This is a genomic window from Mesobacillus sp. AQ2, from assembly GCF_030122805.1.
In the GTDB taxonomy this organism is placed as follows: Bacteria; Bacillota; Bacilli; order Bacillales; family Cytobacillaceae; genus Mesobacillus; species Mesobacillus oceanisediminis_A.
Map to the genome: position 1 here is coordinate 1,953,363 of NZ_CP126080.1, position 12,029 is coordinate 1,965,391.

Below are 12,029 nucleotides of genomic sequence, written 5' to 3' on the forward strand. Positions count from 1 at the left end.
TCATTGGTTGCCTTTTCGTTATTATTTACAATCATGCCGATTGTGGTACTCGTTTTTATTGTAGCTTTTGCAGTTAAAAATAAGGAGCAGGGGGGAGAAAAAGTGGTTAGACATTTATACACTTATCTAGTTTTATTTGCAACATTGATGATGGTCATAGGCGGAGGGGTGTCAAATTTCATGGCGGCAGCTGATCTTGCAAGCCCGTCAGGCTATTATCAAAGTTTTACAGAATATAAGCAATTGACGATAGCTGGTAAAATAGAAGGTTCAAAAACCGAAATGAGCGAACAAGAACTGCGGAGTAACTATGAGGTCTATGTTAAAGAGGAAGAAAAGCGGCAAAAGGACAGGGCAATCAACCAAATCATCAAGAGTCTCGGCTTTATTGTCATTCCGCTTCCGGTTTTCCTTTATTTCAACAGGCTAAGAAAGCAGCAATCAGAGTGAATTTAAATTTCCTGAAGGCACTGCATCTGGTGCCTTTTTTTATTTTTTAAGAGGAATAAACCACATTATAACGAATTTAGAAATCGAACGAAGAAAGGTGGCGATCAAATGTTAAAACGACCAGATCTAGAAGAGTTTCCAGTATATATGAGGAGTTATGTTCAATTGATACCAGAAGGCGACATAATCCAAATCCTCAACGGACAAATGGCATCGACGCAGGAAATATTTTCTGCGGTCACAGAAAAACAGGCTGAATACAGGTATGCAGAAGGAAAATGGACTTTATCTGAAGTATTGGGACATCTAACTGATACCGAAAGGATCATGAACTATAGAATCCTCCGTATTGCCCGTGGGGACAAGAGTCCTTTGATGGGATTCGACGAAAATGAATATGTACAAGAGGCTTCCTTTAATGAACGACCGATAGCTGATCTGCTGGAAGACTATCAAAATGTTAGAAGAGCAACGATCAGTTTGTTGAAAGGCCTGCCACAAAAATCTTTACAGAACAAGGGCAATGCCAATGGATTTGAAGTAACAGTGGAAACGATCGCTTATATGATTGCAGGACATGAACTTCATCATATAAAAATCATTCAGGAAAAGTATTTGAAAGATTAAATCAACACAGTTTTAGATAGATGCTATGGAATCAAATAGATTGCAAGTGTTACAAAGATATGAGCAGGATTTACAAATATTCATATACACTATGTGACATAAAAGGTATCTGGTAAGATGAGGATCTAGTTGAAAATAGTTGTGTTTTAACAGAATGAATAGAAAAAGATCGCTAACTAAATAGCGATCTTTTTTTAGAATCTGATATTTATCTTACAGCTGGCTGAAGTTTATGGATATACTGCAGTGCTTTCCCTGTGCCGATTGCTACAGATTCCAGCGGGTTTGGAGCGATATGGACAGGTACAACCATTTCGCTTCCGAGCCAATCCTGCATACCGTTCAGCAGGGCGCCGCCTCCAGAAAGGATTACGCCGCGGTCAACAATATCTCCGCTCAATTCAGCGGGGCAATCTTCCAAAGTCGCGCGGATCGCTTCCATGATATGAAGAAGAGATTCCTTGATGGCATCCCTGATTTCATATGAATTAAGAGTAACAGTCTTTGGAAGTCCTGTTACGAGGTCACGGCCGCGAATGTCCATTTCCAATTTCTCATGGTCTACAAGCGCGTAACCAATTTCCATCTTGATTCTCTCAGCGGTTCTTTCCCCGATCAGTACATTGTATTCCTTGCGTACATATTGAATGATATCCTCGTCAAGTCTGTCTCCGGCGATTCGGATCGAGTGGCAGGCTACGACGCCTCCGTAAGAGATAATCGCTACTTCAGTCGTACCTCCGCCAATATCAACAACAACGTTTGCCACTGGTTCATCAACAGGAAGGCCAGCCCCAATCGCCGCAGCTACCGGCTCCTCAATCAGATGGACCTTTTTGGCGCCGGCATTTCTGACAGCATCCTGAATTGCACGGCGCTCAACGCTTGTCGAACCAGATGGTGTGCAGACGACTACATCTGGCTTACGAAGTGAAAAACCGCCTTTTTTGGAGGCTTTCTTCATAATTTGTTTCAGCATTTCGGTCGTCACATCAAAATCCGCGATCACTCCATCTTTCAAAGGGCGGATGGCAACGATTTTGCCAGGTGTCTTTCCGATCATTTCCTTCGCTTCCTTGCCGACAGCAAGAACATTTTTGGTTTCAGTATCAATCGCCACAACTGAAGGCTCGTTAAGGGCGACTCCTTTATTTTTACTATATACAAGAGTATTTGCAGTACCTAAATCAATTCCGATTTCTGTAGTAGATAACATTGTGTTCACCCAGTTCCCTATAAATTATAAAACCATCATAGACTTCTATTAAACTACCATGATTCTGGGGGTGAAAGGGCTTTTGTTACCGAATCGTTATGTAACTGTAAAGGTTTAGGAAAATTTTATCAAGAAATGATATATGAGAATAATACTTGTAAAAAAGGGGTATAATGCATAGATGTTCAACTGCTTTCTACTTAATGGTAAAATAAATGTAAGATGTCAGATTTAACGATCTGACACCCTCAATGAAAAGGCAGTGTGAAATTTTTTGGAAGAGAAACAGAATCTGATTGTATTAATTGGGCCGACTGCTGTTGGCAAAACAAAGTTAAGTATCGAACTAGCTAAAAAGTACAATGGTGAAATCATTAGCGGGGATTCCATGCAGATTTATAAAGGAATGGATATCGGAACGGCTAAGATCAGCCGGGAAGAGATGGAAGGAATCCGCCATCATTTAATTGACGTGAAAGACCCGGATGAAGGTTTTTCAACTGCGGAGTTCCAGGAAATCGTCCGCGAGAAAATACATGAGATCAGCGGACGCGGGAAGATACCGATGATTGTTGGCGGTACCGGATTATATATTCAGTCCGCTATTTATGATTATCATTTCACCGAGGCGCCTTCCGACCCGGATTTTCGCCGCCGCTTAGAGAATGAAGCGAAAGAAAAAGGCCCGGAATCTCTACATGGGAAGCTGGAAATTGTGGATCCGGAAAGTGCATCCAGAATTCATCCCAATAATATCCGCCGGGTCATCAGGGCGCTCGAAATCAACCACTGTACTGGAAAAACTGCGGGCGAATTGCAGGCAAACCAGTCAACAGAGTTGATGTATAATACTGCGATCATTGGGCTGACAATGGAAAGGGAATTGCTTTACAGCCGGATTAACCTCCGTGTCGACCTTATGATGGAGCAAGGGCTTCTCGATGAGGTAAAGTATTTTTATGATAATGGATTGAAGGATTGTCAATCGATCCAGGCAATTGGCTATAAAGAGCTTTACGAATACTTTGATGGGAAGGTTAGCCTGGAGGAAGCTATTGAAAATTTAAAACAAAATTCCCGCCGCTATGCAAAAAGGCAGCTAACTTGGTTTCGAAACAAGATGAATGTGGAATGGTTTGATATGTCAGAGTCTAATGGCGCTGAAAAAAAATTCGCTGAAATTTCCCAGTTCATTGAAGGAAAGCTCAAGATAAAAGCGAATACATAATAATAGAGATAAAAGAGGAGGATCCCGCCCATGAAACAAGTGAACATTCAGGACCAGTATTTAAACCAGTTACGCAAGGACAACATCAATGTGACCGTATTTTTATTGAACGGATTTCAGCTGAGAGGACAAATCAAAGGATTTGATAACTTTACCGTCCTTTTCGAATCAGAAGGAAAACAGCAGCTTGTGTATAAGCATGCCATTTCAACCTTTGCGCCGCAAAAAAATGTCCAGATCGATTTCGAGGGACAGGCTTAATTAATAACTCATGAAGGAAACCCGCTGACTGCGGGTTTTTTTATTTGGCAAGATGCATAAAAGTAAGAGGTAAAGATTAAATGTTTATTTTAAAAATGAATTCCATCGTCCTTGAATACATATAAATATAGAAGTTTTATTTCTTGGGAAACCGCATAATATGACAAAAAATAAAAGTCCTGCTGGAATTTTGTCGAGATACCATCCCAAAAAATCTATGAAAAAATAATCAAAAATGACCTTCATGATTCATAGGTGAATATCACATATACAGCGATAATGCGTATATTGTTTTCAGAATGAGAGGTGATATCTTTGGACCAACCGCTACGCAAGAAAAACAACGGTCAAATCAGCATTGTATTGAACGCCCAGAAAAGAAAGGCGTTGACGAAGGAATTGCCTGAGCCGCAGCTGGTTCCAAAGTCCATCCCGCAGGAGCATACAGCTTTGAAGGAAATAGAGGAAGAGCTCGGCGCCCTGGTTGGCATGGAAGAAATGAAAAGGATGATCAAAGAAATCTATGCCTGGATCTATGTGAATAAAAAGCGGGAAGAGATGGGATTAAAAGCCGGAAAACAGGCTCTCCATATGATGTTCAAAGGAAATCCGGGAACCGGTAAAACTACGGTGGCGAGGATTATCGGGAAGCTTTTCCTCAAGATGAATGTCCTGTCAAAAGGACATTTGATCGAGGCAGAGAGAGCGGACCTTGTTGGGGAATACATTGGACACACAGCACAAAAAACGAGGGATTTGATAAAGAAGGCGATGGGGGGAATTCTGTTCATAGATGAGGCATATTCACTGGGCCGTGGGGGAGAGAAAGACTTCGGCAAGGAAGCAATCGATACATTGGTAAAGCATATGGAGGATAAGCAGCACGAATTCATCTTAATTCTGGCGGGTTATTCGCGGGAAATGGATTTTTTCCTGACCCTGAATCCCGGCCTTCATTCAAGATTTCCGCTGGTCATAGACTTCCCCGACTACTCCATCGACCAGCTCATGGAAATCGGCCAGCGGATGCTGAAGGAAAGAGAATATAGCTTGAGCCATGAGGCCGAACGGAAACTAAGGGAACATCTAGTAACAGTGAAATCTACCCTTGGTGCTGCAGCTTTCTCGAATGGACGATATGTCAGGAACGTCATTGAAAAATCGATCAGGGCACAGGCCATGCGCTTGCTTATGCAGAATCAATATGACCGCCATGAACTGATGACGCTGAGGAGCAATGATCTCGTTTTTTCGGATGATCAAAAGGGGAAATAATGTCAGCAATCCTGTTGACATTATTTTTCATTCTTGTTAATATACCCATATGGGTATATTAAAATTTTAACGGGGGTATTTAGAAATGAACGAAATTACCGTATACACAACGAATACATGTCCTTATTGCACAATGCTGAAGAATTTCCTGGATGATAAAGGGATTTCCTACAAAGAAGTGAATGTCCAGCAAGACCCGATTGCAGCACAAAGATTGGTAAATGCAACAGGGCAAATGGGTGTGCCACAATCCAATGTCAATGGAAACTGGGTACTGGGGTTTGATCCAAATTCAATCATGTCATTTCTAAAATAAAATAATAACGAAAGGGATTCCGGGGAGCTGGAATCCCTTTTTTAGTGCTTCAAATATCCTGAACGATTTACAGAAGAATTGGACAAACTATTAATCGGTATGTTTAAAAAACGCTTAACTGGGTAAATAGTATGGTGTTTCTTTGAGGGAATAACAAAATTGGCAAAACCAATTAGACAGAGATAAAGGAGTTAATGAATGATGGGGTATGAGTATCATTATGATATCAAAGGTATTGATTTTGGATGGGATATAAAATCGGGAAGATTCATCTTTGAAGGTGATGATGCCGTTCTTTTCTGGATCTCTTCCGCGATGAAAACCTTTTTCGATACAATTGAAGAAATATCAGGTGAAGAAGCTTCCAATCTTGTGTTTGAATCCACAGGATTCCGCCAGGGTCTTGTAGTTGGACAATATTTTGAAAAGATGAAAGAAGTCAGTGTCGCAGAAGCAGCTGAGATGATTACCAATACATATGCTTCAGCAGGATGGGGCCTGACAATCATCAAGGACCTGGATTTTGAGACAAAAACATTTACCGCTATTATGAAGGACAGCTGGGAGCATAAAGTGAATGTCGCCCAGGGAAAGGAAAAGGGAGGCAGCTTCCTGCCTGCACATTATGCAGGTGTGTTTTCCGGCTTATTTGGAACGAATATCTGGTATGAAATCAAGCAGCATCAACTTGAAGGACATGAATACAGCGTAATTGAGTATTTTCCGTCCAGCGTGACCATTGCTGATAATATCCATCAGCTGGCCCGCAAGAAAGAGTCTGAACAAATCAAGAAGCTGGAATCCCTGGTCGAGGAAACTACAGCTGAATTAAAAGAGTTGGTCCATCAGCTTTCTTCTCCAATCATCCCTGTCCTCGAAGGAATCGTGGTTGTCCCGCTTATTGGAAAATATGATGAAGAAAGGGCAGACCAGCTGATTGTCAAGACACTGAATCGACTTCCATCCTATAAAGCAAGTTATCTTGTCCTGGATTTAACAGGATTGGACCAGGAAATCGGACCACATGCCGTAAGTCTAATCGAGAAAATCGGATCAGCTGCACGGCTCATCGGTACGAAGACAATTCTCGTAGGCATTTCATCCACGCTGGGAATTGAAATTACACAGTCCAACATCAACCTCGCGAAATTCGATTGCTTCCAGACCCTGCAGCATGGTATTCATTATGCAATTGGCCAGATGGGGCGGAAAATCATATAGATCTTTGAACAGCAAATCAAAAAGCAGAGCCATTTTTTCGGCTCTGCTTCTTTTGGTTCGTCTTTAGTTAACTCCCAATTTCCGTACGGGCAAATGCCACTTATATGTGTAGGAAAGGACACGAAGGGCAGTGATGACAATAAATAGTCCATAAAGTTCGACTGCTTTATCTGCCATTCCCAGTCCAATGACCAGGCCGGCAAGCACTGCCCATACTGCATAAATTTCAGCTTTCAGCACCAGTGGTTTTCTGCCTGCCAGGAGATCGCGGATCATTCCACCGCCGCTTCCGGTCAAAACAGCTGCTACAATAACTGCACTTAATGGGTGTCCCATATTGGAAGCATAAATCGCTCCCTGGATCGCGAAGGCTGCAAGTCCAATCGCATCGAAGAAATTGCCCCATCGCTGCCAGTGTTTTAAAAGATTGCGGGGAAACAGAAAGACTATGGTGATTGAAAGCAACGCCAAATTAAAGAATATTCCCTGATCCCATAACGCCGAAACCGGAACCCCGATGAGGAGGTTTCGTATTGCCCCGCCTCCAAATGCTGTCACGATCCCTAATATATAAACTCCGAAGATGTCGTATTCCTCTTCCATCGCAATGATCGCTCCGCTGATTGCGAATGCTATTGTTCCGATCATGCTGAGAACTTCCCATGTCATCCTTATTTCTCCTCTTGTTCAAATGGTGTCATAATACTAAAATATGAAAATGCAAACATATTGATTTTATCATGTCTGTTCCAATTTACAACGTATTTCTCCGCTGTTTTCAAAATTTTTATTTGACGATGTATTTTGGTATGATGTCTTTAGCTATATAAGGAGAGAAGGGTGCTGCGTGGAACAGGATAATGTATTCGAAAAAGTCATTCTTGTAGGCTGCCAGACGACGGAGGAAGATGATCTTCGTTTTCAGTATTCCATGGAGGAGCTTGAATCGCTAACGGAAACCGCGAAGGGAAATGTCCTGATGCAGGTTATTCAAAAGCGGCCCAAAATCCATCCTGCTACATACATAGGGAAAGGCAAGGTAGAAGAACTGCAGGCGCTCGTTGACGAACTCGAGCCGGACCTGATCATATTCAATGATGAGCTTTCGCCCAGCCAGAATCGGAATCTGTCAGCTGGCTTGAAGGCCAGGATCATTGACCGGACACAGCTGATTCTAGATATATTTGCGCAAAGGGCGAGATCGAAGGAAGGGAAGCTCCAGGTTGAGCTCGCCCAGCTCCAATACTTGCTCCCGCGGCTTGGCGGACAGGGGACTGAAATGTCACGGCTCGGTGCAGGTATCGGTACCAGAGGACCCGGGGAAACAAAACTGGAATCTGACCGCCGCCATATCCGCAGACGGATTGATGACATCAAAAATCAGCTGTCAGTCATCGTCCAGCATCGGGATCGTTACAGGGAAAGAAGGAAAAAGAACAAGGCCTTCCAGATTGCACTTGTCGGCTACACAAATGCAGGAAAATCTACATTGTTCAATCGATTGACTGAAGCAGACTCATTCGAGGAAAACCAGTTGTTCGCAACTTTGGATCCGATGACAAGGAAAGTAGTTTTGCCAAGTGGCTTTACAGCGCTGCTGACGGACACTGTTGGATTCATCCAGGACCTGCCTACAACTCTGATAGCCGCATTTCGTTCCACTCTGGAAGAGGTCCGTGAAGCGGATTTACTCCTTCATGTTGTTGACATGTCAAATGAGGATTATTTTTCCCATGAGCAGACAGTCAATAAACTGTTGGAGGATCTCGAAGTCCATCAGATACCCCAGATTACCGTGTACAATAAACGGGATATCGCCCATCAGGATTTCGTGCCAAACGCCAAGAACGAGACGGCATTCATAAGTGCGTTCAGTGAGGAAGACCGGAGGAACCTGCTCCTGAAGATTGAACAGACGATCATAAGCATGATGGAGCCATTCCATGTCCTGGTGCCATCTGATGAGGGGAAACTGCTGGCTCAGCTGAAAAATGAGACCATTCTCCGTGAACTCGCCTTTGACGAAGAAAAACAAGGCTATGTATGCAGAGGGTTCTCTTTAACTGATCATCAAATAACCGGTCAGCTAAAGCGATATACAATTTAAAATGAGTTATTAGATAGGAGAGCAACATGTATACACAATTGAAGAACGGGCATATGCTGCAGCCGCTAATCAGTGAAGTGGAACAGCAAATTGCCGGAGTGCACAAGGGAATTGAAGAACGAATCGACACCAATCAATTCAGGGTGCTGCAAAGCTTCCAGAAACATCGTGTAAGTGATTCGCATTTTATTCCGACAACTGGATACGGCTATGACGATGCTGGACGAGAAACACTCGAAAAGATTTATGCAGAGGTGTTCGGTGCTGAAGCGGGACTTGTTCGCCCCCAAATCATTTCAGGAACACACGCGATCTCAATTGCGCTGTTTGGGATCCTTCGTCCTGGAGACGAGCTTTTATACATCACTGGAAAGCCTTATGACACACTTGAAGAAATTGTCGGCATTCGTGGAACAGGAAATGGTTCCTTGAAAGAATTCGGCATCTCCTATAATACTGTCAACCTTACAGAAAAAGGCGAGATCGATTGGAACGCGGTAAAAAAAGCAATCAAGCCCGAAACGAAAATGATTGGTATCCAGCGCTCGAAAGGCTATGCGACTCGTCCATCGTTCACAGTTGAACAAATCGGCGAAATGATCAGGTTTGTGAAAGAAATAAAATCAGACGTCATCGTATTTGTTGACAATTGTTATGGTGAGTTTGTGGAAGAACTGGAGCCATGCCATGTCGGTGCTGATTTGATGGCAGGTTCGTTGATCAAGAATCCTGGTGGTGGAATTGCAAAGACTGGCGGTTACATTGTGGGCAAAACACAATATGTAGAGTCCTGTTCCTACCGGATGACTTCCCCAGGAATTGGTGCTGAAGCGGGGGCTTCCCTGTATTCTTTACAGGAAATGTACCAGGGCTTTTTCATGGCACCGCATATTGTCGCCCAGGCATTGAAGGGAGCTGTTTTCACGGCTGCGATGCTTGATCGCTTAGGAATGAATTCATCTCCCAAATGGGATGCGGAGCGTACTGATTTAATTCAAGCTGTCCAATTTGATGACCGAGACAAAATGGTTGCCTTTTGCCAGGCCATTCAGTATGCATCCCCAATCAATTCTCATGTAACTGCACATCCAGCCTACATGCCGGGTTATGAAGACGATGTCATCATGGCTGCTGGTACATTCATCCAGGGTGCAAGCATTGAATTGACTGCGGATGGACCAATCAGGCCGCCATATGTAGCATATGTACAGGGGGGATTGACCTATTCACATGTGAAGATGGCAGTTCTGATCGCGATTGATTCTTTGATTGAAAAAGGTTTAATCTTATTAAAATAGGTAAATATACAACAGGGCGCTTGCTAAATTGGTCCTGTTGTTTTTTTATGATTTTTCATGTTAGATAATCTAACATATGTTTGACAAGATACCTTACATTGAATATAATGAGATTATCTTAAGAGGAAGGAGGAGAAATCATAATGGGCGGAAGTGAAATTCGCCGGAATATGCCGCTTTTCAGCATCGGGATTGTCATGCAGCTGACAGATTTGACTGCCAGGCAAATCCGTTACTATGAAGAGCATGAATTGATTTCTCCGGCTAGAACCGAAGGAAACAAACGCCTCTTTTCCTTGAATGATATAGACAAACTCTTAGAAATCAAAGATTTGATTGACCAGGGTGTCAACATGGCAGGCATCAAGAAAATATTTAATGTAAAACAAGAAGCGCACTTGAGTGCTGCTGAGAAGAAACAAGCCGAAAAAACGAGACGGGATCTTTCCGATGCAGACTTAAGAAAATTGCTTCGCAAAGAACTGCTCCAGGCAGGCCGCTTCAACCGATCAACAGATCGAGGCGACATGTCGAGATTCTTTCACTAATGTACTATTGATAAAGTTTAAATTTTAGGAGGAAATTTAGGATGGCTAAGAAGTATACGAGAGAAGATATTATTCGTTTATCAAAAGAAGAAAATGTAAAATTCATTCGTTTGCAGTTCACTGACATTTTGGGAACAATCAAGAACGTTGAAATTCCGATCAGCCAGCTTGAAAAAGCACTTGATAATAAAATGATGTTCGACGGATCTTCAATTGAAGGCTTCGTTCGAATCGAAGAGTCTGATATGTACCTGATCCCTGATCTGGACACATGGGTTATTTTCCCTTGGACAGCAGAAAAGGGGAAAGTTGCCCGTTTGATCTGTGATATCAAAAATGCTGATGGCACACCATTCGCTGGCGACCCTCGCGGAAACCTGAAGCGTATCCTGAAGGAAATGGAAGAGCTTGGCTTCACGAACTTCAACCTTGGACCAGAACCGGAATTCTTCCTGTTCAAGCTTGATGCAAATGGCGAGCCAACACTTGAATTGAACGATAATGGAGGATACTTTGACCTGGCACCGACTGACCTTGGTGAAAACTGCCGCCGTGATATCGTGCTAGAGCTAGAGGAAATGGGCTTTGAAATCGAAGCATCACACCATGAGGTAGCTCCTGGACAGCATGAAATCGACTTCAAATATGCAGATGCACTAACTGCTTGTGACCAGATCCAAACATTCAAGCTTGTTGTAAAAACAATCGCACGTAAACATGGATTGCATGCGACATTCATGCCAAAACCATTGTTCGGTGTGAACGGATCAGGAATGCACTGCAATATGTCATTGTTCAGCAACGGCGAAAATTCATTCTATGATCCATCCGATGAAAGACTTGAACTAAGTGAAACAGCTTACCAGTTCATCGCAGGTACATTGAAGCACGCTGCTGGTTTTACAGCCGTAACAAACCCGACAGTCAACTCATATAAGCGCCTGGTTCCTGGCTATGAAGCACCTTGCTATGTAGCATGGTCCGCAAAGAACCGCTCACCACTGATCCGTATCCCTGCATCACGCGGATTGAGCACACGTGTCGAGGTTCGCAGTGTTGACCCGGCTGCTAACCCATACCTTGCTATGGCAGTATTGCTGGCTGCAGGACTTGACGGCATCAAGAAGAAGATGGCTCCTCCAGCATCAGTCGACCGCAACATCTACGTGATGAACAAAGAAGAGCGTGTAGAAGAAGGAATCGACGATCTGCCGGCAACACTTGCAGCTGCCCTTGACCAGCTGAAGAAAGATGAAGTAATCAGCGCAGCACTGGGCGACCATATCCTTGAACACTTCATTGAAGCAAAAGAGATTGAATGGGATATGTTCCGCACACAGGTTCACCCTTGGGAACGCGAACAGTATATGAGCATGTATTAATAGGATCTATATGGTCTCTTGATATTGATATCAAGAGACCTTTTTTATTTTATGGTTGTTTGAAAAGCAGAAATCAGATTCATTTAAAAGTGTAAGGTAA

13 protein-coding genes are annotated in these 12,029 nt (G+C 43.1%); 11 read left to right on the plus strand and 2 right to left on the minus strand.

Annotation, left to right across the window (positions count from 1 at the left end; all coding sequences use genetic code 11):
- Positions 1–3 precede the first annotated feature (3 nt).
- On the plus strand, positions 4–450 hold the full coding sequence (locus QNH36_RS09605; RefSeq protein ID WP_283905091.1) for a hypothetical protein: 447 nt from the start codon (positions 4–6) through the stop codon (positions 448–450).
- Between the two features lie 108 nt (positions 451–558).
- Positions 559–1,077 carry a DinB family protein gene (locus QNH36_RS09610; protein ID WP_144474962.1) on the plus strand — a complete coding sequence of 173 codons (519 nt, stop codon included), beginning with the start codon at positions 559–561 and terminating at the stop codon, positions 1,075–1,077.
- A gap of 208 nt (positions 1,078–1,285) precedes the next feature.
- Here the strand turns inward: QNH36_RS09610 and mreBH are convergent, their stop codons facing one another.
- Positions 1,286–2,293 (minus strand): rod-share determining protein MreBH, encoded by a 1,008-nt coding sequence (gene mreBH / locus QNH36_RS09615; RefSeq protein WP_144476050.1) that lies wholly within the window; start codon positions 2,291–2,293, stop codon positions 1,286–1,288.
- Between the two features lie 274 nt (positions 2,294–2,567).
- Between mreBH and miaA the strand changes: the two genes are divergently transcribed.
- The 5 genes from miaA to QNH36_RS09640 all read left to right on the plus strand — a co-directional run bounded on the left by miaA (position 2,568) and on the right by QNH36_RS09640 (position 6,594).
- Positions 2,568–3,521 carry a tRNA (adenosine(37)-N6)-dimethylallyltransferase MiaA gene (gene miaA / locus QNH36_RS09620; RefSeq protein ID WP_283905092.1) on the plus strand — a complete coding sequence of 318 codons (954 nt, stop codon included), beginning with the start codon at positions 2,568–2,570 and terminating at the stop codon, positions 3,519–3,521.
- Between the two features lie 30 nt (positions 3,522–3,551).
- Positions 3,552–3,782: an RNA chaperone Hfq gene (gene hfq / locus QNH36_RS09625; protein WP_041966638.1), complete on the plus strand. Its 231-nt coding sequence runs from the start codon at positions 3,552–3,554 to the stop codon at positions 3,780–3,782.
- A 315-nt stretch (positions 3,783–4,097) separates the two neighbouring features.
- Positions 4,098–5,057, plus strand: coding sequence for a stage V sporulation protein K (gene spoVK, locus QNH36_RS09630; protein ID WP_251541890.1), 960 nt, complete (start codon positions 4,098–4,100; stop codon positions 5,055–5,057).
- 85 nt (positions 5,058–5,142) lie between these two features.
- Positions 5,143–5,373: a glutaredoxin family protein gene (locus QNH36_RS09635; RefSeq protein WP_283905093.1), complete on the plus strand. Its 231-nt coding sequence runs from the start codon at positions 5,143–5,145 to the stop codon at positions 5,371–5,373.
- A gap of 201 nt (positions 5,374–5,574) precedes the next feature.
- Entirely contained in the window at positions 5,575–6,594 is a 1,020-nt protein-coding gene (locus QNH36_RS09640; protein ID WP_144476089.1) for an STAS domain-containing protein, read from the plus strand.
- A 63-nt stretch (positions 6,595–6,657) separates the two neighbouring features.
- Here QNH36_RS09640 and QNH36_RS09645 read toward each other — a convergent pair whose 3' ends face one another.
- The gene (locus QNH36_RS09645; protein WP_251541888.1) at positions 6,658–7,263 is read right to left on the minus strand and encodes a trimeric intracellular cation channel family protein; all 606 of its coding nucleotides are present in this window, start codon (positions 7,261–7,263) and stop codon (positions 6,658–6,660) included.
- Between the two features lie 178 nt (positions 7,264–7,441).
- Here QNH36_RS09645 and hflX point away from each other — a divergent pair, with 178 nt between their 5' ends.
- From hflX to glnA, 4 genes are all read left to right on the plus strand, one after another.
- Complete coding sequence (gene hflX / locus QNH36_RS09650; protein WP_283905094.1) at positions 7,442–8,701, plus strand: GTPase HflX; 1,260 nt, start codon at positions 7,442–7,444, stop codon at positions 8,699–8,701.
- 26 nt (positions 8,702–8,727) lie between these two features.
- Positions 8,728–9,999, plus strand: a complete 1,272-nt coding sequence (locus tag QNH36_RS09655; protein ID WP_144476044.1) for a methionine gamma-lyase family protein — start codon at positions 8,728–8,730, stop codon at positions 9,997–9,999.
- 143 nt (positions 10,000–10,142) lie between these two features.
- A complete protein-coding gene (locus tag QNH36_RS09660; RefSeq protein ID WP_144476043.1) occupies positions 10,143–10,547 on the plus strand; it encodes a MerR family transcriptional regulator in 405 nt (134 codons plus the stop codon).
- A 41-nt stretch (positions 10,548–10,588) separates the two neighbouring features.
- Positions 10,589–11,929: a type I glutamate--ammonia ligase gene (gene glnA, locus QNH36_RS09665; RefSeq protein ID WP_144476042.1), complete on the plus strand. Its 1,341-nt coding sequence runs from the start codon at positions 10,589–10,591 to the stop codon at positions 11,927–11,929.
- The last annotated feature ends 100 nt before the right edge of the window (positions 11,930–12,029 follow it).